Source organism: Ruegeria sp. AM5 (assembly GCF_056540645.1).
In genome coordinates, this window is the sequence record NZ_JBQFXC010000001.1 from 85427 (window position 1) to 107574 (window position 22148).

Here is a 22148-nt window from a genome sequence, read left to right on the forward strand (position 1 = left end):
GCTGGCCTGTGGTCGGCGCCGCCTGCAAGCAATCGGAGGAAGACATCTCATGAATACGCTCGTCTCGATGTCGGGAATTGAAAAGTCCTTTGCCGGCGTGCCGGCACTTAGCCAGGCCAACCTGGAAATCGCGCCCGGCGAGGTTCATGCGCTGATCGGCCAGAACGGTGCGGGCAAATCGACGATGATCAAGGTTCTGACCGGAGTTTACGATCGGGATGCCGGCGACGTTCATCTGGCGGGTGTGCCGAGCCGCATCTCCACTCCGCGCGAAGCGCAGGAATCCGGAATTGCCACCATCTATCAAGAGCTCAACCTGGTACCGCTGCGGTCAGTGACTGAAAACATCATCATGGGGTACGAGCCCAAACGTCTCGGCTTTCTGGTCGACTGGCGCGAGGGCAACAGGCGCGCACGCGAGGTGCTTACGCGCTTTGGCATAGATATCGACGTGACCGAGCCGTTAGGAAATTTCTCGACAGCGATCCAGCAGTTGGTTGCAATTGCGCGGGCTGTTTCGCTGGATGCGAAACTTGTCATCATGGACGAACCCACGTCGTCGCTGGATGCCAGCGAAGTCGAGGTGCTGTTCGGTGTTGTGCGCGAGTTGAAGAAACAGGGCGTGTCTGTTCTTTATGTTTCGCATTTCCTCGATGAGCTGTTCCAAATATGCGATCGAGTCACAACGATGCGAGATGGGCGCACCGTCAGCACGCGTAACGTCCAGGACACGACCAAACTGGAAATGATCGCGGACATGCTGGGCCGCAACAAGGATGAGATCGCGGCAGACGGTTTGACGGACTTCGCAGGTGCCAAGGCCAAGAAAGGCGATATCGTTTTACGGGCGGACTCTGTTTCAACAGGCCCGCGGCTGACGCATTTCGACCTCACGCTCCACCGTGGGGAAATCGTCGGGTTGGGCGGATTGCTGGGCTCTGGCCGGACCGAGGCGGCGCGCGCTTTGTTCGGAGTGGACGGGAAACGCAGCGGCGCAATCGAGTTGCATGGCACGGTCGGTCAACCGTCCGGACCGGGTGACGCGATCGCAAACGGCGTCGGCTTTCTGACCGAAGATCGCAAGGCCGAAGGGATCATTCCAGAGATGTCCGTGCGCGAGAACATGACGCTGGCCCTGCTGCCGAAACTGGCCAGCCGTGGTCAGATCGACTTTGCCCGCGAGCGCGAAATCGTTCAGGCGTTCATCGACGATCTGGGCATCAAGGCGGCGCATATGGACCAGCCCATTCGCGAGTTGTCCGGCGGCAACCAGCAGAAGGTGCTGCTTGCCCGTTGGCTGGCGACGCAGCCCGACATCCTGATACTCGACGAGCCGACCCGAGGCGTGGATGTTGGCGCCAAGCGAGAGATCCAATCGTTCATTCGGTCTTATGTCGAGAAGGGGTTTGGTGTCGTCCTCATCAGTTCGGAATTCGAAGAGCTGGTGGAAGGCGCCGATCGCATCGTGGTCATGCACGAGGGACGCTCGGTCAAGGAACTGACCAACCCCGGGGTTACCGAGAACATACTGGTGCGCGCGCTCGCGCATCATGAAGAAGGAACTGGTTCATGGACCGCGCAATGAAGTTGCCGCAACGGGTCGCATCAATGCCCTTCCGCTTTCACGGCGGCATCGCCGCGTTGGTCGCCCTATTAGTGTTCAACGCGTTTTTCACACCTAATTTCCTGCAACTGCAAACCCTGTTCGTAAATATCAGCCAGGTCGCTACGATCGCCATCGTGGCCATGGGGATGACGCTGGTAATCGCCACGGGTGGGATCGATCTGTCGGTTGGGGCGGTCATGGCGCTGGCGGGGGCGCTTGCTCCGCTGATCTTTCTGTCGGATCTGGGTGCTGCCAATCCGATGCTAGGCGTCACATTGGCCATTGTCCTGCCGCTGTTCATTGCGGCGCTATGCGGGGTATTCAACGGCGTGATGGTTGCCGTGTTGAACGTGCAGCCCATCGTTGCGACGCTCATTCTCTTCATCTCTGGTCGCGGTATTGCCCAAGTCTTGACGAACGGGAACCTGCAGACGTTTTCAAACCCTTCATTCAGTTATCTTGGAACTGGTAAAGTGCTTGGTTTGCCGTTCCAGGGCTGGCTGGCGCTGGCCATTGCCTGTGTGCTGTTTTGGGTGATCACCAGAACCACATGGGGCCGTTACCTGCTGGCCATTGGGGGCAATGAACGCGCGGCCTATCTGTCGGGTGGTCCCGTCCGACGGGTCAAGATCGGGGCCTATGTCATCTGCGCGGTGCTTGCGGGCTTAGCCGGTTTGATCGTGGTTGCAATCAACTCGGCCTCGGACGCCGCGCGCAACGGCAATCTGATGGAGCTTGATGCCATCGCGGCCGCGGTTGTTGGCGGGGCTCTTTTGCAAGGCGGGCGAGCGCCGATCTTTGGTGCCATACTGGGTGCCGTCATCATCCAGTTGGTCAAATATACATTGTTGGCCAACGGGGTAGAGGACGAAGTTGCACTGATCGCCAAAGCCGTCATCATTATTCTGGCCGTTTGGGTCCAGCAGTTTCGGAGGGCTTAATCGATGTTGGATGAAACGGCTTTTGACCTGCGAAAATACCTTCGACGTAATTCGGCCTCGGTGACGGTTTGGATCGCACTGCTGGCTTTGATTCTGTTCGGGCTGATGCGCTATGACAACTTTGGCAGCGCCTACAATTTCTCGTCTTTCCTGAATTACAACGCGATGTTCATCGCGATTGCGCTGGGCATGTGTTTTGTGATCATGACCGGCGGGATTGATCTGTCGGTCGGATCCGTGGCGGCCTTTACCTCGGTTGTTGCGGCCTATCTCAGCCCGTATGGGATTCAGGTTGCGTTGCCGGGGGCCGTTCTTGCCGGGGTTGGTTTCGGGGCGATCAACGCCTTTTGCATAATCATCCTTCGGATCCCGCCCTTCATCGCCACGCTGGCCACCATGCTGGCCGCAAAAGGCGGCGCATTGGTGATTTCGGGCGCCCAGACAATTTCGGTCGATTGGGGGTCGAACTTCACCAAGCTTGGCATGGGGCAGGCGTTTGGCCTGTTTCCATGGGCGATCGTCATCGTGGCCGGACTGACTCTGGCACTTTGGCTGGTGCTGGAAAGAACAACCATCGGGCGGACCGTCTTGGCGATCGGTGGCAGCGAGGATGCCTCGAACCTCATGGGCCTGAAGGTCAATCGCGCCAAGGCTTTTGTCTACCTGCTGTCGGGTGGCTGTGCGGGGCTGGCCGGAGTCTTTCTTGCCTCGGGTTTTGGAGCTGGGCAACCCCTTGAAGGCATCGGATGGGAATTGTCAGCCATCGCTTCTGTGGTTGTAGGCGGCACTTTGTTGACGGGTGGGATGGGATCGATCCCTGCGACCGTCGCCGGCGCGCTGTTGCTGGGGCTGGTCTTCAACGTTCTAAACTTTGAAAACGGTCAGGGCACCATCAGTTTCAGTGCCTATTGGCAAATGGTCATACGTGGAGGCTTTCTATTTGCGGTCATCCTTTTACAGTCTCGGGTTATTGCCAGGCAGCAGAAGGTCTTAGGTTAATGAATCGCATAGAAAGTGTATCAGCGCGGCTGTTCAACGTTCCGCTCGCCGAAGTCCTAGTCGATGCCAAACATGGGGATCACACGTTTTTTCAATTGATCACGGTCACCATTCAAACCTCGGATGGGGTCGAGGGGGTCGGGTATACCTATACCGGGGGAAAGGGTGGTCACGCCATTCTGGCGATGATCAAGCATGACCTGGCACCGTTCCTTGTTGGACAAGACGCCGAACAGATCGAAAGCCTGTACGATGCCATGCAGTGGCACGTGCACTACGTGGCACGGGGCGGGATCGCCTCGTTTGCCATCTCGGCCGTGGATATTGCACTGTGGGATATTCGCGGCAGAACGCAGAATGCGCCATTGTGGCAGATGGCCGGTGGAGCGTCGAAAAGGTGCAAGGCCTATGCCGGCGGGATCGACCTGAATTTCTCGTTGGAGAAACTGCTGCGTCAGACCGATGGTTACCTTGCGCGTGGGTTCAACGCAGTCAAGATCAAGGTCGGTCAACCAGACCTGGCCGACGATCTTGCACGTGCCCGGGCGGTGCGCGAGATGCTGGGGCCGGACCGGTTCTTCATGGTCGATGCGAATTACTCTATGAGCGTTGAACAGTCCATCGTGGCTGCCAGAGGGTTCGCCGATTGCGATATTCTGTGGTTCGAGGAACCGACTATTCCAGACGATTACAAAGGTTATGGTCGGATTGTCGAAGCGACGGGTATTCCCCTTGCCATGGGTGAAAACCTGCACACCATACACGAATTTGAATACGCCTTTGATGACGCGAAACTGAGTTATATCCAGCCCGATGCCTCAAACTGCGGTGGAATCACCGGCTGGCTGCGCGTGGCCGCGCTAAGCGCACAGCACGACATTCCGGTTTGCAGTCATGGGATGCAGGAGCTGCACGTCAGCCTTGTTTCTGCGCAACCCAACGCAGGCTGGCTAGAAGTACACTCATTCCCGATAGACCAGTACACGACCCGTCCACTAGTTGTCGAAGACTGTCTGGCCGTGGCCCCGGATACCCCGGGAACCGGAGTGGAATTCGACTGGGACAAATTGAATGCGGAACACAAGGAGATGCATAGATGACGACCCAGACGATCACTGCCGCATACTACAGGGGCGGTAAGAGCTTTGCAGTAGAGCAAGCCCAAGCGACAGATCCGGGTCCCGGCGAGGCTGCCATTCGTGTTGCCTATTGTGGGATTTGCGGGACGGATATGCACGTCTACCACGGCAACATGGACGCCCGCGTCGGCCTGAACCGGGTGATCGGGCATGAGATGTCAGGTGTCGTCGAAGCGGTGGGCGAGGGCGTCGATACGGTCGAACCCAGCCAGAAGGTCGTTGTCCGACCGCTTGATCACTGCGGAGAATGCCCAGCTTGCAAGCGGGGGCATCAGCATATCTGTCAGAATCTCAAGTTTCTCGGCCTCGACACCGATGGCGCGATGCAAGAGATCTGGACTGTTCCGGCCCACACGTTGCACGTTCTGCCGGATGACTTGCGCATGGATCACGCGGCGCTGATCGAGCCGGTTGCCGTTGCCTGCCACGATGTGCGGCTGTCTGACCTGCAACCTGGAGAGGACGTTGTCGTTATCGGCGGCGGCCCGATTGGCATCCTGGTTGCCATGGTTGCGCGGGACGCGGGTGGAAATGTCGTGATTTCCGAAGTGAATCCGAACCGTCTTGCGATTGCTGAAAAACTTGGCTTTGACACGATCAACCCAATCGAAACCGATCTGGTGTCCACAATCAACGCGCGCACGGGCGACAAAGGGGCAGATGTGGTTTTCGAGGTGTCAGGAACGCAGCCCGGTGTCGATGCAATGACCGCCGTTGCCGCGACTCGGGCCCGGATCGTAATGGTCGCGATCCATGCTCAAAAGCCCCAGATCGACCTGTTCCAGTTCTTCTGGCGAGAGCTGCGACTGATCGGTGCTCGGGTCTATGAGCCAGAGGATTACGAGAAAGCCATTGCAGTTGTCGCTTCGGGCGGAGTGGACGCGGATGTTGTGATCACGGACGTCAGCCCTCTGGCAGACATCCAGGCCGCGTTCGAAGCACTGGATCGCAGCCCAACCGCAATGAAAAGCCTGATCGAAGTAGGACCGCGTTCATGAGTGTTTTGCAAAGTTTCGACCTGACGGGAAAGACGGCCCTTGTGACCGGGTGCAAACGCGGTATCGGGCGCGGTATGGCCGAAGCATTGGCATCGGCCGGAGCCAATATCATCGGAGTGTCCGCCTCGCTCGAGCTGTCTGGCTCGGATGTCGAAAAAGCCGTGACGGCGATGGGACGCAATTTCCGGGCCTACCAATGCGACTTTTCGGATCGCGCCGCGCTGCATGGGTTCATTGATCAGTTGAGGGCCGACGGACAAACCCCTGATATACTTGTCAACAATGCCGGCACGATCAAACGCAAACCCGCCGCCGAACACCCGGACGACTGGTGGGACGACGTGATTGAGGTGAACCTGTCCTCGCAGTTCGTTCTGTCACGCGAGATCGGCAAGGACATGCTGGCGCGCGGCTCGGGGAAGATCATTTTCACGGCATCGCTGCTTACTTTTCAGGGCGGCATCACCGTTCCGGGCTATGCGGCCTCGAAAGGCGGGATTGGACAGCTGACCAAAGCCTTGGCCAACGAATGGGCCGGGCAGGGCGTAAACGTGAATGCGATCGCGCCTGGCTACATCGCGACCGACAACACCCAAGCCCTGCGGGATGATCCGGTCCGGTCGAAGTCGATCCTGGAACGAACACCCCAAGGCCGTTGGGGTACGCCTGTTGATTTTGCGGGACCGGTGGTCTTTCTGGCCTCCGCTGCGTCGGACTTCGTCAACGGTGAAATCCTTGTAGTCGACGGGGGCTGGATGGGGCGTTAGCACTGCCAAAGCTCCATGTGATCCAAGGCATCACGTCCCGATGTAGTGCACCTTCAATCGGCGTGCCTTGGGTGCTTCCCGATGTTCGAACAGGTATAGGCTTTGTACGCGACCCAGCGGAAGCTGCCCCTGTTCGACCGGGGTCGATACCTGAGTTTGCGTCAACAGCGCCCGCAGATGCGATGGAGCGTTGTCGTCCTCGGTCGGGCGGTGGTGATACTTGACTGGTGACTTGGGTACGAGTTTCTCGAAGAACGTCTCGATATCCTTGAGCACATCGGGATCGGCATTGGCCTGCACCAATAGCGCGGCACCGGTGTGGACGCACCAAAGGGTCAACAGGCCCGAGACAAATTCGTGTTCGGACACCGCACGCTGCACGATCCCGCTGATGTCTATGAGGGATTTGCCCGGCGTTTCAATGGACAGGTCAAAAAACTCTTGCTTCATCCAGCAGGTCCTTTCCTTGATTTCACGCGAACGCGCCCAGCTTTCTACACCCCATTTGGCATTCAGCAATGGGGATCAAACTTTTGATTTTGAACGCATATTGACTGCACGTTCATGCAAACAGGCTTTTGAACCTGTCCACACACAGACGAAAACCATCTTCGAAATTCCCGTTGCCGGGGTGATAAACGCTTTCGAAAGAAATGACGCCATCATAGCCGTCGGATCTGAGTGCGTCCGCGATGGGTTGGAACAATGGCGCAAGCTGACCTTCCCCCATGCGGCGCACTTCCAGTGTTGCCCGCGGCGTGTCGACCTTTACGTCCTTGATATGAATGTGACCCAGATAGCCGCCGCGCAGTTCTTCATAACCGTCCGGGTATGCCAGTTCATGGCACCAGCAGTTGTTTCCGGGGTCCCACAGCACTTTCAAAGAGTCTTTGGCGTCCAACTCGTCAATCAGCTTTCGGGCTGTATAGTTGGAATTGACCAGCGTGCCGTTTCCGGTTTCCACGACAAGCGTCACGCCCTCAGCTCTTGCCAGTTCAACCGCCGGCGCGATCAGCGGTGGCATCGAGTCCCATACCCCATGCGCTACGTTCCACTTCTCGGCGCCGTTTTTTCCCCACAGTATCTGCTCTTTTCGTTGCGTCATGATCCGAACCAGCGGAGACCCAACAACATGCGCCATGTCGATTACGCGTTTCAAGGCGTCCATATGCCGAGTGTGGAGGTCGTCGCCGGGCCTATTGGCAGCTGTCATCCCCGCAAAGATATGGCGCGACAGACATGACACAGGCTTGCCCCGGTCGCGCAAAAGCGCGTCGATCTCGGCAATTTGCTGCGGGGAATGATCCCCGACCTCCGCATCGCCAACGAATTGAAGCTCTGCATAGTCCAGGCTGAACTCGTCCATCACGTCCACGGCATGCCGCAGATCGCGGGAAATGCCGTCGCAAATTACACCCAATTTCATGTCCGGTCCCCTCAGCGATGCAATTCTGCGCCAACGATCTCTTCGATGACGCGAGTACACACCCAGTTGTCGCCATTCGGGTATTTAGTTTTTCCTGCGTGAAAGATCTGCATTGCGGATGACGCTGTGTGCATGGGAACGCCCAATGCACCGGCGAGTGCCAGCGAGATCGTCAGGTCCTTATGCATGGTTGCGATATGGCTGCCGGTGGCCTCGAACTTGCGATCAATGATGTTTTCAAGGGCGGAATTCACGACGCCGCACCCCGCGCTGGATGAGGAGAAAACATCAAGCAATGCCTGACCGCTGACACCGGCTTTGGCCGCCAGGGCCGCAGCCTCGAATGTGGCGGAAAAGATCGATCCGATCAGGGATTGCAGGCAGGATTTCACGGTTTGCCCGTCGCCAGCGTTTTCTCCGACTCGATGAATTGTTGCAGACACTGCCTGCATGACTTCGGCGTTTCGGTCCAGCACATCCGCAGCACCGGCAGCCATCATCGTCAATGTGCCGTTCTGCGCGCCGGGAAACCCACCTGAGACCGGCGTGTCGATCAGATGTATGCCCGAGCCTTCCATATCCTGCCCGATGGCGCGGGCTTCGGTCGGGGTAATGGTCGCCGACAGGATGACCGTTCCGCCTTTGGCCATGTTCGCAACCAGCCCGTTTTCACCCAGAATGACATCGCGGGCCTGATCTCCGTTCATCACCATGACAAACACACTGGCGGCGTGTCGACCGACCTGTCCCACGCTGTCCTTGGGTCGGCCGCCCATGTCAGCAAATGCCGTCATGCGCGTCTCGCTCAGGTCGAAACCAGATGTTTCAAAGCCATTCTTGATCAGGTTCTTGGCAAGGCCGCTGCCCATGTCGCCAAGACCTATTACGCCTGCAGTATTCATTTGGGCTCCTCCCGATATTTCGCCGTTGCCGTATGGCAGGCGTTTCGAAAAATGATGCCTAATCGCATCGGTTTTCGCGGGAGTTTCACGCGTCTTGAACAGACGTCGGGCGAGTCCGGAAGACACCCCGCTGCCCGTTTACGTAACGTAAGTAAACGAAGAATGCGGCGCTCAGGCAAGCAAAGAAGTGTTGCGGGCCAAAAGAAACCGCCTGATCCGACGCGTTAGGAGAACGCCGCCATGATGCCGCGCAGTTCCGCAAGCCCGCGCATACGCCCGATCAACGGATAGCCGGGAGTACTGTGTCCACCCAGATCGCTCAGCAGTTCTTGTCCGTGGTCGGGCCGCATCGGAATTTGCAAGTCGCCACGCCCTTGGGATTTGCGGCGGCGCTGTTCGTTCATCAGTTCGCGAATGGTGCCGACCATGTCGGTGTCGCCCTCCAGATGCGAGGCCTCAAAGAAGTCCGGCTTCTGGCTGTCTGATCCGGCGATGCGTTTGGTATTCCTCAGATGGACAAAGTGAATTCGGTCGCCATGCCTGCGCACGAAGTCCGGCCCATCAAATTCGGGGGAGACTCCCAGCGATCCGGTACACAACGTTGCGCCGTTCGCCAGCAAATCAACCGCATCCAGAACGACGCCGTAGTCATCGGTGCTGGACATGATCCGCGGCAGACCAAGCAACGAGAACGGCGGATCATCCGGATGACAGCACAAGCGTAGTTCTAGTTCTTGGGCGACTGGGGCGACCTCTGACAGGAAGTCGATCAGGTTTGCGCGAAGCCGGTCACGATCGATATGTGCATAGGTCTGCAACAAAGCGCGCACGTCCTGCACGCTCCACTGATCATTCGCGCCAGGCAGCCCTGCAGTGACATTGTGTTGCAACTGGGCCTTGGATTCATCCGACATGCGCAAGAAGCGATCCTTGGCCGTTTGCTGGACGACGCTGGAATAGTCTTCGGACGCGCCCGGTCGCTTGAGAATATGTATGTCGAAAACAGCAAAATCGGTCAGGTCGAACAGCATGGCTGTTCCGCCGTGCGGCTGCGGGGCGCGAAGGGCGGTGCGCGTCCAATCCAGGATTGGCATGAAGTTGTAGCAAACGACTTTGATGCCACGGGCGGACAGGGACCTGAGGCTGGACTTATACGCCTGCAGATGTTCAGCCATGTCTGCGGACTGTGTTTTGATCGCCTCGGAGACGGGCAGGCTTTCGACAACGTCCCAACTGTACCCGGCAGTAGCCAGAACTGCCTGCCGATCGGCGATGCTTGGTTCGTCCCAGGGCTGTCCCGGCGGGATGTGATGCAGCGCGGTGACGATGCCCTGAACCCCGACTTGATGGAGAGCGGCCAGGGCGATCGGATCATCGGGTCCGAACCAACGCCAGCATTGTTTCATGGCAGCCATCCTTCATACAGCGGGTGATCGGACCTGATGGGAAGAGCAACGCGCTGCCCGGTGCGCGCCGCGTGATAAATCGCGGTCACAAGGCCGATGGACGCGGCGCCATCCTTCAGCGTAACGGCCGAATTTGCCTCGGACCGCAGCGCCCTGCCGACTTCGGTAAAGAACCCTTCGAAACCTGTTGGCTCGTCAGTGGCGGCTGCAAGGGCCTCGTCGATAGCGGCTTGATTCACAGGGTCTCGCGCGACGAATGTCCAGGGCGTTTGACCCGGGGCATAGGGTTCGGTGCCAGAGGTGGCGGTCACCTTTTCAAAGACGAACCGCAGGCGGGTTTCGTCCGTGGCGGCGCCCAAGGTGATATTGCTTGTGCACAAAGCACCGGAAGTCATGCCAAAACAGATCGCGGCGCAGTCTTCGGTCTCGATCGGGTTGACCCGCGTTGTCGCCATTGCAGACACCCAGGCGATATCACCCGCAATATGAGTCAGCAGATCATGGTTGTGGATGGCATGGCCCAGCACTGCGCCGCCGCGTTCACCGGCCCATGTTCCTCGCCACGGCACTGCGTAATAGTCAGCCCCTCGGGACCAATGAGTTTCAAGCGCGGCAGTTTGGACCGCTCCGGTCAGGCCTGCGCGTTGCAAGTGGCGCAATTGGGCAAGTGACGGGCCCCACCGGTATTGAAACACCGGAAACACCTGCTTGCCCGCGTTGCGTGTGGCTGCCGTGATCCGATCCACATCTTGCATCGAGGTCGCAAGAGGCTTTTCGCAGACAACGTGTTTTCCTGCGGCCAGTGCCGCAAGCGTGGTTGGTACATGCAGATGCGGCGGCAGGCAGATGTCGATGACATCAATCGCCGGATCATCCAGAGCGTCCTGAATGTTGGTTAGTGCTCGAAAATCCGAGTTCTGCCGTATCTGTTCGATCCGGTCCGTATTCTGGTCGACCACGGCGGCTACGCGGAAGGTGCGGTCAAGCCGTTCCAGAGCGTCCAGATGTTGCGCACCGATACCTGCGCCAAGGATCGCAACGTTGATCATCTGCGTTCCGCCATTTCCTGCGCGTGCAGTGCCAGCTCCATGACCGTAAAGCAGTGGGTCTGTGTCATCGCGGTTTCGGTCCGGCTGCGGATGTCATCGGCCAGGCGCGCGAAGTAGGGAAGGCCGGCGTCGGCTGCGTCGATCTTTTGGCAGGTTTCACCATTGACGAGGATCAGATGGTCTGTCCCTGAGGCGCCACCCACATCGACGTATTTCCGCAACTCGATATATCCTTCGGTTCCGAGGATCGTCAGACGACCATCCCCCCAGTTTGGCAAGGCATCCGGCGTGAACCAGTCAACCCGGATGTACCCGGTACCATTCTCGCTTCTTAGATTGAGTTCTCCGAAATCTTGCAATCCGGGATCTTTGGGGTTTGCGTAGTTCGCCACATAAGCGTTCGTGATTTCTGCGGTTTTCGAACCTGTGTAATGCAAGAACTGATCGATTTGATGCGAGGCGATGTCGGTCAGAATGCCGCCATAGCGGTCACGCTGAAAAAACCAATCCGGCCGGGTTGCCCGGTTCAATCGGTGCGGGCCAAGCCCAACCGTCTGGATCACGCGCCCGATGGCACCGGACTCGACCAACTCGGTCGCCCGGGTGCTGACGGGCGTTTCAAATCGTTCGGAAAAATTCACCGACCAGATTCGACCGGTGTCGGCGGCCGCTCGCTTGATCTGGTCGAGTTGCTCGAACGTCGTGCAGCCCGGCTTGTCGCTCATGACATCCATGCCGTTTTGCATGGCGCGGATCGTCAACGCGGCCCTATCTGCCGGTATTGCCGAAATCAGCGCCAGATCCGCCCCACTGGTTAGGGCGTCTTCCAGTCGGGCCAGCCGCGGAATATCGGGAAACCTTTTGACGTAGCCCGGTAGCGTTTCCGGATCGCCTTGTGTCCAGTAGCCAACGCAGTCCACGCCGATTTTACGCATGTTTTCCGTCATGCCATAGATATGGCGGTGGTCCAGGCCAAGGGCGACGCAGGTCAGGCTCATGAGATGACTCGTGTTTTCTGGCCGGTTCGATTGGCGATCTGCATCGCGTCTATGACGGCGTTGGTCAAAAGGGCACTGCGTCCGGTGGCCATGGGCAGCGTGCCATCGGCAACAGCCTTGGCGAAATCCTCGATGACCGCCTGATGCCAAGCATGGGTGAACGCCATGGGATCGGCCCCTCCGCCTGTGGCGGACGTTTCGCCAACCGTGGATTTATGATCATCGAAAGTCGTTAAGGTCAGGACACCTGACTCCAGATGCGCTTTGGCGCGTGTGCCTTGGATGGTAATGGACTCAGCGGCCCCGGGATATTCGGCAGTAGTCGCCATCATAGTGCCCACTGCGCCGTTATCCATTTCAAAGATTGTACCTGCCCAATCCTCAGCTTCGAGATCGTGTAACGGAGTTTTTCTCATCATGGCTTGAATGTCCGAGATCGGCCCCAGCAGCCACATCGCAAGGTCAAGCGTGTGGATTGCCTGCGAGATCATGACACCGCCTCCGTCGCGCGCATAAGTGCCGCGACCCGGCTCGTCATAGTAGCTCTGATCGCGCCACCAGGGGACACGGATCTCCACCGTGGCGATCGCGCCCAGCTCACCCTGTTCAATGGCTGATTTCAGCGCCTGCGAGGCGGCGCGGGCGCGGTGCTGAAAGACTATGCCCAGCGGCACACCGGATACCTCGCACTGCTCGACGATGGCCGTCGCGGCGCCCAGCGTTCTCTCGATGGGCTTTTCCATCAGGATCGGTTTCGAAGCGCTCGAAAGAACCCGAACCAACTCTGAGCGCTGATCGGGCGGTGTTGCGATGATCGCAAAGTCGACGTTTGGGTCGTCTGCGATTTCCTCGATCGAGCCGAATGCGCGGGTGCCGTTTCGCCGCGCGAACTCAGCTGCTTTTTCAGAGTTGCGCCCGAGGACGCCGGCAAGACTGAGGCCTTGATCCGATGCTTGAATGGCAGCGACATGCGTGCCCGAAACCATCCCCAAACCAATCAGCGCAATATTCATTCATTCCCCCGGATCACTCGGTCAGTCTGCGGGTTCGAACGGGAAAGATGCAACCATTAAAAACTGTGTTAACAATTGCGGGCAGCAGTATCGGAGGCAGAATTGACTGGCAATTTGAATGGCATGGCAGAAAACCTGTACTTGGGCATCAAGGACCTGCCAATCGTGTCTCCGCATGGTCACTGCGATCCGGGGTGGTTTGCAACCGATGAGCCGTTTCCCAACCCGGCAGAGCTGCTTGTGGTTCCCGACCATTACGTGTTCCGTATGCTCTATTCGCAGGGCGTTCCTTTGTCCGAACTTGGCGTTGGGGAAGAGGGGCGAAAGAAGGATCCCCGCGCCGTTTTTCGCACCTTTGCCGAACACTGGCATCTGTTTCTGGGAACGCCATCCCGGATCTGGATGAGCTACGTGCTGCACGAAACGCTGGGCGTGTCTGAGGCGTTGTCTTTGCGCACGGCTGACCTGATTTTTGATAAAATCTCAGAAAAGCTGGCGCGACCCGAATTTCGTCCGAGGGCTTTGTTCGACAGGTTTGGGATCGAGGTTCTGGCCACCACAGATTCGGCTCTCGACAGCCTGGCTGAGCATCAGGAGATTCGAACAAGCGGTTGGGGCGGGCGGGTTGTTCCGACGTTCCGCCCAGACGGGGTTTTGGATGGGGCGGACCCGGAGTTCGTACAGAACCTGAACAAGTTGGCCGAGCTGACAGGCTGCGATCTGGACAGCTATGATGGCTACCTCAACGCGCTGCGAATGCGGCGGGCTTATTTCAACCAGTTGGGATGTACTGCCACCGACCACGGTATCGAACGCGTACAGACCGAGTGGCTGGACGACCCGGAAGCGCTGTACCAGCGGCTGAGACGGCGGGAAGGTACCGAACAGGATGCTCGCCGGTTCTATGGGCATATGCTGATCGAAATGGCGCAAATGTCTGTCGATGATGGCCTGACAATGCAGATACATGCTGGCAGCAAGCGCAACACGAACCACGCGGTACTGCGGGACTTCGGACGGGACAAGGGGGCCGACATTCCAATCGCGATGGATTGGGCCACGGGCCTTGAGGCGCTGTTGAACCGGGTCGGTAACTCGGCGGAACTGCGCATCATTCTGTTCACACTGGACGAAAGCACCTATGCCCGCGAACTGGCCCCGATGGCGGGACATTGGCCGTGCCTTAGGATCGGGCCGCCTTGGTGGTTCCACGACAGCCCAGCCGGGATTGCGCGGTATTTCGATCAGGTCGTTGAAACGGCCGGATATTACAATCTGGCCGGATTCAATGACGACACGCGGGCTTTTCTGTCCATTCCTGCACGTCACGACCTGTGGCGACGGGGTGTGGCGTTTCATCTGGCCGAGCAGGTTGCGCGCGGCTATTTCGGTCGGGACAGTGCCGAGCATCTGGCGCGGTTGTTAGCGGTCGATCTGGCGAAACAGGTTTACAGGTTGCAAAGCTAGATGGGTACAATTCTTCATTTCGGCCTTGGAAACTTTGCCCGGGCGCATTTGCTGGATTACACGGATCAAGAGGGCGGATGGGACGTTGTCGGCGTCAGCCTGCGTTCATCCTCGGTTCGGGATGGATTGGCCCGACAGGGTTTCGAGTACGATTTGTGCGTACAGGGGCAGGGAGTCCGGCGCATCAAAGCTCTGCGTGACGTTCTGGTCGCGCCCAAGGATCGCGCAGAGATATTCGATGTGATGGCGGATGCCGAGATCATTTCGGCAACCGTAACCGAGAAAGGTTATCACTTGGACGCCGCGGGCAAGCTGAACCTTCAGGACCCGGCGATTGCCGCCGATCTGGCAGGGCAAGAGCCTGCGACGCTGATCGGGTTTTTAGCTTATGGCCTTGCGGAACGGCGCAAGCCAGTAACGGTACTAAGTTGTGACAATCGCATGGAAAACGGCAAGACGCTCGAAACGGCAGTTGCCGATTTTGCGGAAGCAGCCGGTCTGGACGTGAATTGGGACTCTGTTCGCTTTCCCAACGCGATGGTCGACCGGATCACCCCGGCTACCACGGACGCCGTTCGCGCAATCAGCGGCGATCCTATGGCTGTTCCGACCGAGGCGTTCTCGGAGTGGGTGATCGAAGACAGTTTCTCCGGTCCGCACCCGGATTGGCCGGGAGTGCAACTGGTCGATGACGTAGCCCCGCACGAGATGCGAAAGCTGCGCATGTTGAACGGTGCCCATTCCCTGTTGGCTTATGCCGGGTTGGAGCGGGGCCTGACCTACGTCCACGAAGCGGTTCGAGACCCGGTTTTGCGCCCGCTGGTTTCTGAGTTGATGAAGGATGCGGGCGCAACGCTGCCCGCTGCACTGCAAGCACAGGTTCCGGATTATGCAGAGGCTTTGTTGCGCCGCTTTGAAAACCCCGAGCTGGCGCACCGTCTGGACCAAATCGCAATGGATGGCAGCCAGAAGCTGCCGTATCGGTTTGTTCCCACACTCCGTGAGACCGGCTCTCAGGCGGTGATTGCAGGGATGCGGGCCTGGATCTCTTTTTGCATGTCCGAGATCGCAAAGGGCAGGGCGCTGAACGATCCTTGCGCATTGGAAATTGCCTCGGCTGTCAAGCAGCCGGACCCGGTAGCGCCGCTTTTGGGTCTCGTTGGCGCTGAGGATCTCGCGCCACTTATCCGGGAATGATCGCGCCGCGGAATTGAACAACGGTGGAAGCCAAATTGTGTCCAGCCATCAGGGCGTCGGCCTGTGATTTCCCCATCAGCAAGGCCGCGAGGTACCCACCGTTGAAACTGTCGCCCGCCGCTGTCGTATCCAGCACGTTTTTGGCAGGTTCATAGGTTTGGTCAGTGTTCTGACCGATGGACAAAGGGCCATTCTCTCCGCGTTTCAACGCACCAACACCGTGATGATCGGCAAAGCGTGCAGCCACCTGGTCCGCGCTTTCCCCGAACAATGCCATCTCGTCGTCAATGGACGGCAGGGCAATGTCTGCACGTTGCCAAAGCCGTTGGTTAATCTGCCGAGCGTGTTGGACGCTGTCCCAAAGGCGCGGACGAAAGTTGCTGTCATATACCAACCGGACGGAAGAGCCTTCGAGCCAGTCCAGAAGCGCAAGCCTGACTGCATGCGGAAGAATCGCCACGGAAATCCCTGACAAGTACAGCACGTCGTAAGCGTTCAGCGGGCTGAAGTCGTGATCGGCAAAAAGCTGACGGGCGGCCGCCTCGCTGCGCCAATAGGTAAAGCTGCGTTCACCGTCCGCAGATGTAGTGATCGCGTATAGTCCCGGAGAGGCGTTCGGAATGATGCGGATGCCGGATGTTCCGATGTCATGACTGGCGATGAAGTCCACGATACGCCTTGAGAACGGATCGTCGCCTAGACATGTCACATACTCCACCTGCAGGTCATGCGCGGCACGGTGCATGTAGATGGCCGTGTTCAGCGTATCCCCCGCGACGCCCACCTTCGCGCCGGTTTCCAGCATGGACAATTCGATCATTGCTTCGCCGATGCAGGCAATTCGCGTCATTTCTTTTCTCTTTTCCAGATGATGAGACCGGCAGCCATGATCAGCGCAGCCCCCGCCAACGTGAATGCGTCCGGTACCGTGTCAAAGAACAGATAACCCCAGATTGCCACGTAGATTAGGAACGAATAGGTGAATGGCATCAACTGGTTCGCCGTTCCAAACCGATGCGCGTTCGTCAGCAGCTGATGCCCGCACCAGCCAAACACACCAAGGCCGATCAGTACAATCAGGCTCCACGTGTTTTCTGGCTGGACCCAAAACCAGATGGCGAACGGCAACAGGACCACCGTACCGGTAAGCCCGAGGTAGAATTGCATAGTGTCCACGGCAACAACCCCGGACAGCCTGCGCGTCATAATCGAGTACAAAGCCAAAGCGGTGGCATTGTATACGATCAGCAGCATGGTCGGATGAAAGGCCGAACCAAACGGCCGTACGACAACCAACACCCCCAGAAAGCCCAGGATGATAGCCGCCCAACGCCATGGGCCCACGCTTTCTTTCAATACAAAGACGGACAGAAAGCACACGATGACCGGGCTTGAGAACATGATTGCCGACACAACGGTCAGTGGCAAAAACCGTAGGGCATAAAAATTGAAAACGGTCGCCGAGATCAGCAGCAAGGCCCGGCTTATCACCTGCCATGGATGGGCAGTCTTGAACCGACCCGCCTCTATCCCGCCCTTGGCGATCACGCCCACTGAGATCACGAAGTGCCCCGCATAGCGCATGAACGCCAACTGAAATGCCGGCACTCCGGCCAACGCCAACCACTTGGCCCCAAGGTCGACCAACGAAAAAAACAGCCACGCCATCAGCATCAGCACAATGCCAAGGCGCGGCAGGTCAGCGGTGGGGTTGGCGGAGACGGCCATCGATCAGGTGTTGAAACGTTTGACGTAGTAGTCAACCATCTGGCTTACCATGTCATCCGCCTGACCGTGGTCGCGGGCGTCATTCAGCGCCGAAAGCGCGCCCTGCGACATCACGCTGGCAACGCCCGCCTCGCGCGCCATTCGGTCATAATATCCGAGGTCTTTTGCCGCGTTCTTGATGGCAAAGGCCAGCTGATTTGGGTCGCTCTCAACGCCATAGGCTTTGACGAAATCCATCATTCCGGAATGCAGCGGCCCTGCGGCCATCACATCATACAGCTGCTTGCGGTCAACACCGGTGATGTCAGCCATGGCAAAGGCTTCGGCCATCGCGTTCGCAACGGTCATTCCGAAGAAGTTGTTGATCAGCTTGATCGTGTGTCCGGACCCAACGGGGCCAAGGTAAAAAACGTTTTCGCCCAAATCTTTCAGTGTCGGCTCGGCCTTGTCAAAGGCAGCCTTGTCGCCAGACGTCATAATGTTGAGCTTGCCTTCTAGCGCGTGTGAAGGTGTCCGGCCAAGCGGTGCATCAAGATAGCTTCCGCCGGCTGCGACAACCTCCTCGGCCAAGGCGCGTGTGCTGCCTGGGAGCGAGGTGCCAAAGTCAACGACGATCGCGCCGGATTTCAATCCCGCAATCACTCCATCTGCACCGTGCATTCGGCTCTCGACCTGTTCGGAGGTGCCCATGCACAGCATCACGATGTCGCTGGCCTGAGCCAGTTCTTGGGCGTTTCGCATCTCGCGGGCGCCTCGGTCAATCGCGGCGTCCAGGTACGTGCGGTCGCGGTTTCCCAATACCGTGACCGAGTATCCTTGGTCCAACAGTCGGCTCACCATGGCTCCGCCCATTAGTCCCAAGCCGATAAACCCGATTGATGGTTTGCTCATTGGTTTCCCTTTCCGTGAATGTGTCTGGTTTTTATTCTTGTGTTTGGTGCGGGCGGCTTTGCTTTTTTAATGCTCATATTGCCCGGTGGATAATCATTGGTTTTTGGGTGGTCCGGCATTTGGCCGGGCCGCATGTCCATCAGGCCGGCGCCCGCGCTCGAGTCGTTCGCGCCTTTAGCCCCTGTTCAATCCGTGATGTGACCTCGAGCGTTCGGGCTGCATCCTCGACGTCAATCAGTGGGGGAGCGCCATCGATCACGTCAAGGAAGTGATCCAGCTGCACCTCTAGCGGTGCGCGTTGTTGTTCCGGTCGTGTAAGTTGGTCTTTTTGGGCCGCAGTGCCCCAATCCTGTCCGCGCCACAGGGTCATGGAGGGAAAACTCACAGCGCCACTGGTTCCCGTGATCCAGATCATGTCCTGATGGGTCGTGCCGATGTTCGGGTTTTCGCCGGTTCCGGCCTCAAACCCCCAGGGGCTGGGTGCGGTATCGGCAAAGCTGATAGTGCCCGTCGCGCCGTTTTCGAATGCGATCGCGACAGCCCCGCTTTCTATCCTATCCGATCCGCGGATGGGCGCTCCGGGCAGGGCGACGACATCTGAGATTTCTCCTATCACAAAGCGCAGGACATCGATATCATGCACCAGATTGATCATGACTGGGCTGCCATCGGAAGTCCGCCAGTTCTGTTCAAAATAGCTGTCGGGTTTGCGCATGGCCCACAGCAACGAGACATTGATGACTTGTCCGATCGTACCTTGCGCGATCACCTCCTTCAGGTGTTGCAAGATTGTATGATACCGCCGATGGTGGCCTACAAGGCTGCGGACATTGGCCTGGCGAACGGCCGTCTTCAGGCGCAGTGCATCATCGACCGACGCGGCAACCGGCTTTTCGATCAGCATGTGCCAACCGCGGGATGCGGCCAGAATGCCATGTTCGGCATGCAGGCGGGTCGGAGTGGCGATGATGACGCCATCTACCGGGTCCTGCACCTCGTCCATACTGGCAAAACGCGGCGCGTCGATCTGGATCGAGCCATCTGGATCGGCCAACCCGACCAACATGCAGCCGGGATGCTCAATCACGGCGCGGACGTGGCGGATACCGATTAATCCGCCGCCGGCTACAAGGATCCGTTTCACATCACCGCTCCGATTTGCCAGGGAACAAATTCGTAGTCACCCAAGCCCTGCGCCTCGGACTTGGTCCGCGCGCCGGAGGCGACTTGGAGCAGCCGTCGGTATATTTCCTGTCCTTTTTCCTCGACGCTGGCGCCTTTGGTCAGAATGTCGCCCGCATCCACGTCCATGTCTTCGGGCATGCGTGCTGCCAATTCAGAGTTGGTAGCGATTTTCAGCGTGGGTGCCGGTTTGGACCCAAATGCAGAGCCGCGTCCCGTGGTGAAGCACACAAGGTTGCACCCAGCCGCGATCTGCCCGGTCACAGAGGCCGGGTCATATCCGGGGCTGTCCATGAAGGTGAAGCCTTTGGCGGTGATCGGTTCGGCGTATTTGAATACACCGGTCAAAGGGGTGGTGCCGCCCTTCGCCGCTGCCCCCAGCGACTTCTCTAGGATGGTCGTCAGACCCCCTTGCTTGTTGCCGGGGCTTGGGTTGTTGTCCATCGAACCGTGATTGCGAACGGTATAGTCCTGCCACCAATCGATCAGTCCGATCAGTTTTTCCCCAGTTGTGCGACTAAGGGCGCGGCGGGTCAAAAGGTGTTCGGCTCCGTAAATTTCGGGTGTTTCCGCAAGGACACCTGTGCCGCCTTGCGCAACCAACAGGTCGCAGGCATGTCCGAGCGCCGGGTTCGCGGTCACGCCGGACCAAGCGTCCGAGCCACCGCATTGCAGCGCAACCATCAGTTCGGACGCCGGGGCTTCGCTGCGCCTCGCCTCATTGGCAATGGGAAGCATCTGGTTGATCTTGTTGATGCCCATTTCCACGGTCCGACGCAATCCGGCGACGTTCTGGATGTTCATCGTTTGGAAGGTGGGACTTTGCTTCAGCCCATACGCGTCCAGCAGCCAGTCGATCTGGTTCATCTCGCAGCCCAGACCGACCATCAGAACGGCAGCGTGGTTGGGGTGTTTTGCAAACCCCCACATGACCCGTTGAAGGGCTTCGAAACCGTCGCCGGAATCGGCCATTCCGCAGCCTGTTCCATGGACAAAGGCCACCACGCCGTCGATGTTCGGAAACTTGGCCAGCTTGTCCGGCGTGAAGTGATTGGCGATCATGCGGGCCGCGGTCGCCGAACAGTTCACTGTGGTCAGAACCGCGATGTAATTGCGCGTGCCGACCCGACCGCTGTCCCGGTGGTAGCCCATGAATGTATCGACCGAGGTGGCAGGTTTCGTGGGTCTGTGATCCGTCGCAAACTCGTAGTTCACGCTGGTGTTGCGGAACTCGACATTGTGGGTGTGCACATGGTCGCCGGGTTCGATCGGTTGGGTGGCGTAACCGATGATCTGGGCGTACTTTCTGACCGGATCGCCGAGTGCAAGATTCCGCGTGGCGACCTTGTGCCCCGGGGGTATGCGCGCATTGGTCGTGACATCCTCGACCATACTGCCGGCCTCCAGGTGCCGACTTGCAACCACCACGCTATCCGTTCGATCTAAACGTACAAAAGTCATAATCAGCTTTCTTGGCGGCAGCAGCTAGGCGCAGAACGGTGAGTCCGATGTCCACCGGTGAATATCTATATGCGGCTTGCCAGACAGTCTTGCTCGCGCCGCCTCCCAATTGGACTTGCAGACGCGCCAATCTCGCAGCTCGGTTTCGGGGCGCGATCTGGACCTCGCGATGAAGCTGGGGAAATGATCTCGACCGGTCGGCTGGCCTGCCGCGCTAAAGCGGATGTCGAACGACCAGCGGAACCGGTCCGTTTTATTGATCAGCGAAGCGTGTGGCGTCAAAGGGTGAAACAGGATGATCCCGCCGGCCTTGACAGGAAGGGGCACGGCGCGGCCTTCATCAATGAACCCGTCGGCAATGCCTGTCTGCGTCCGGGCACAATGTGGCAGGATAGATTGGTCTTGTGCCATTGGCAGCACTTGCAGGCAGCCGTTTTCAACCGTTGCATCGTTGACGGCAATCCAAACCGTGACCATGTCGGTCTGATCAGCATCCTCCAGCGCAACCGCTCGGTCCTGATGCCAGTCCGTTGCGGTGATGTGCGCGCGCACCTCGTCCTTGGACAGCTTCAGGGCAGGTGGCTTCAGCCGAACGTGCTGGATTGGATTGCTCACCAACTCTGGCCCGATCAGCTGCTCGACGATGTCAAGCATGGGACGGGCCGTCAGCAAGTCGAACACTGCGGGCCCAATATGGAACGGTGTGTCCGCCATGATCCGATCGCCGGGCAGCGAGATGTCCAGCGGCTGGAAATAGTCGCATCCGGCCTGATAGGCGGACAGAAGTTTGTCCCAGAAGGTCATTCCGGACGGCTCATCCTTGACCAGTCCTTTTTTGTACCAACAGTCATAGAGCCGGTTCAGGACATCCGAGTATTCCGCTTGCACCCGACCCAGGACATCGCGGGGAATTACATCCTCAACCACGAGGTATCCATCGGTCTGGAACTTGCCAATCTGATCCTGTGTCAGCATGGG

20 protein-coding genes and 1 pseudogene are annotated in these 22148 nt (G+C 58.4%); 8 read left to right on the forward strand and 13 right to left on the reverse strand.

Annotated features, from left to right (window positions below):
- Positions 1-49 precede the first annotated feature (49 nt).
- Genes ACR0AH_RS00445 through ACR0AH_RS00470 form a run of 6 tightly spaced genes read left to right on the forward strand, consistent with a single transcriptional unit; the run spans position 50 to position 6450 of the window.
- Complete coding sequence (locus tag ACR0AH_RS00445) at positions 50-1585, forward strand: sugar ABC transporter ATP-binding protein (protein ID WP_480589820.1); 1536 nt, start codon at positions 50-52, stop codon at positions 1583-1585.
- Positions 1570-2547 carry an ABC transporter permease gene (locus ACR0AH_RS00450; protein WP_170565646.1) on the forward strand — a complete coding sequence of 326 codons (978 nt, stop codon included), beginning with the start codon at positions 1570-1572 and terminating at the stop codon, positions 2545-2547. The genes ACR0AH_RS00445 and ACR0AH_RS00450 overlap by 16 nt, the downstream gene beginning before the upstream one ends.
- Before the next feature lie 3 nt (positions 2548-2550).
- Positions 2551-3546, forward strand: a complete 996-nt coding sequence (locus ACR0AH_RS00455; protein WP_170403549.1) for an ABC transporter permease — start codon at positions 2551-2553, stop codon at positions 3544-3546.
- Positions 3546-4646: a mandelate racemase/muconate lactonizing enzyme family protein gene (locus ACR0AH_RS00460; protein WP_480589823.1), complete on the forward strand. Its 1101-nt coding sequence runs from the start codon at positions 3546-3548 to the stop codon at positions 4644-4646. Before ACR0AH_RS00455 ends, ACR0AH_RS00460 begins: the two co-directional genes overlap by 1 nt.
- Positions 4643-5683: a zinc-dependent alcohol dehydrogenase gene (locus ACR0AH_RS00465; RefSeq protein WP_480589826.1), complete on the forward strand. Its 1041-nt coding sequence runs from the start codon at positions 4643-4645 to the stop codon at positions 5681-5683. The genes ACR0AH_RS00460 and ACR0AH_RS00465 overlap by 4 nt, the downstream gene beginning before the upstream one ends.
- On the forward strand, positions 5680-6450 hold the full coding sequence (locus ACR0AH_RS00470; RefSeq protein WP_170800150.1) for an SDR family oxidoreductase: 771 nt from the start codon (positions 5680-5682) through the stop codon (positions 6448-6450). The genes ACR0AH_RS00465 and ACR0AH_RS00470 overlap by 4 nt, the downstream gene beginning before the upstream one ends.
- Before the next feature lie 30 nt (positions 6451-6480).
- On the opposite strand, the gene ACR0AH_RS00475 is transcribed toward ACR0AH_RS00470, so the two are convergent.
- The 7 genes from ACR0AH_RS00475 to ACR0AH_RS00505 all read right to left on the reverse strand — a co-directional run bounded on the left by ACR0AH_RS00475 (position 6481) and on the right by ACR0AH_RS00505 (position 13244).
- Complete coding sequence (locus tag ACR0AH_RS00475; RefSeq protein ID WP_480589828.1) at positions 6481-6900, reverse strand: secondary thiamine-phosphate synthase enzyme YjbQ; 420 nt, start codon at positions 6898-6900, stop codon at positions 6481-6483.
- A gap of 112 nt (positions 6901-7012) precedes the next feature.
- Positions 7013-7876, reverse strand: coding sequence for a sugar phosphate isomerase/epimerase family protein (locus ACR0AH_RS00480; protein WP_170733467.1), 864 nt, complete (start codon positions 7874-7876; stop codon positions 7013-7015).
- Between the two features lie 11 nt (positions 7877-7887).
- Positions 7888-8778, reverse strand: coding sequence for an NAD(P)-dependent oxidoreductase (locus tag ACR0AH_RS00485; RefSeq protein WP_480589831.1), 891 nt, complete (start codon positions 8776-8778; stop codon positions 7888-7890).
- A 224-nt stretch (positions 8779-9002) separates the two neighbouring features.
- Complete coding sequence (gene uxuA / locus ACR0AH_RS00490; RefSeq protein WP_170733465.1) at positions 9003-10184, reverse strand: mannonate dehydratase; 1182 nt, start codon at positions 10182-10184, stop codon at positions 9003-9005.
- Entirely contained in the window at positions 10181-11233 is a 1053-nt protein-coding gene (locus ACR0AH_RS00495; protein WP_170733464.1) for a Gfo/Idh/MocA family protein, read from the reverse strand. Before ACR0AH_RS00495 ends, uxuA begins: the two co-directional genes overlap by 4 nt.
- Complete coding sequence (locus tag ACR0AH_RS00500; protein WP_480589834.1) at positions 11230-12231, reverse strand: Gfo/Idh/MocA family protein; 1002 nt, start codon at positions 12229-12231, stop codon at positions 11230-11232. The genes ACR0AH_RS00495 and ACR0AH_RS00500 overlap by 4 nt, the downstream gene beginning before the upstream one ends.
- Positions 12228-13244: a Gfo/Idh/MocA family protein gene (locus ACR0AH_RS00505; protein WP_480589837.1), complete on the reverse strand. Its 1017-nt coding sequence runs from the start codon at positions 13242-13244 to the stop codon at positions 12228-12230. The genes ACR0AH_RS00500 and ACR0AH_RS00505 overlap by 4 nt, the downstream gene beginning before the upstream one ends.
- Before the next feature lie 123 nt (positions 13245-13367).
- On the opposite strand from ACR0AH_RS00505, the gene uxaC reads away from it, so the two are divergent.
- Both uxaC and ACR0AH_RS00515 read left to right on the forward strand, forming a co-directional pair.
- Complete coding sequence (uxaC, locus tag ACR0AH_RS00510) at positions 13368-14711, forward strand: glucuronate isomerase (RefSeq protein ID WP_480590831.1); 1344 nt, start codon at positions 13368-13370, stop codon at positions 14709-14711.
- Positions 14712-15908: a mannitol dehydrogenase family protein gene (locus ACR0AH_RS00515; RefSeq protein WP_480589840.1), complete on the forward strand. Its 1197-nt coding sequence runs from the start codon at positions 14712-14714 to the stop codon at positions 15906-15908.
- Here ACR0AH_RS00515 and ACR0AH_RS00520 read toward each other — a convergent pair.
- From ACR0AH_RS00520 to ACR0AH_RS00545, 6 genes and pseudogenes are all read right to left on the reverse strand, one after another.
- On the reverse strand, positions 15895-16758 hold the full coding sequence (locus ACR0AH_RS00520; RefSeq protein WP_480589842.1) for a sugar kinase: 864 nt from the start codon (positions 16756-16758) through the stop codon (positions 15895-15897). The genes ACR0AH_RS00515 and ACR0AH_RS00520 overlap by 14 nt on opposite strands.
- On the reverse strand, positions 16755-17636 hold the full coding sequence (locus ACR0AH_RS00525) for a DMT family transporter (RefSeq protein WP_170423974.1): 882 nt from the start codon (positions 17634-17636) through the stop codon (positions 16755-16757). The genes ACR0AH_RS00520 and ACR0AH_RS00525 overlap by 4 nt, the downstream gene beginning before the upstream one ends.
- Positions 17637-17639: 3 nt before the next feature.
- Positions 17640-18560 (reverse strand): annotated as a pseudogene (locus ACR0AH_RS00530) (NAD(P)-dependent oxidoreductase); the annotation flags it as partial.
- Positions 18561-18666: 106 nt separating this feature from the next.
- Positions 18667-19671 (reverse strand): Gfo/Idh/MocA family protein, encoded by a 1005-nt coding sequence (locus ACR0AH_RS00535; RefSeq protein WP_170733458.1) that lies wholly within the window; start codon positions 19669-19671, stop codon positions 18667-18669.
- Positions 19668-21170, reverse strand: coding sequence for a UxaA family hydrolase (locus tag ACR0AH_RS00540; protein ID WP_480589844.1), 1503 nt, complete (start codon positions 21168-21170; stop codon positions 19668-19670). Before ACR0AH_RS00540 ends, ACR0AH_RS00535 begins: the two co-directional genes overlap by 4 nt.
- Before the next feature lie 24 nt (positions 21171-21194).
- A complete protein-coding gene (locus ACR0AH_RS00545) occupies positions 21195-22145 on the reverse strand; it encodes a phytanoyl-CoA dioxygenase family protein (protein WP_170423968.1) in 951 nt (316 codons plus the stop codon).
- Between the last annotated feature and the right edge of the window lie 3 nt (positions 22146-22148).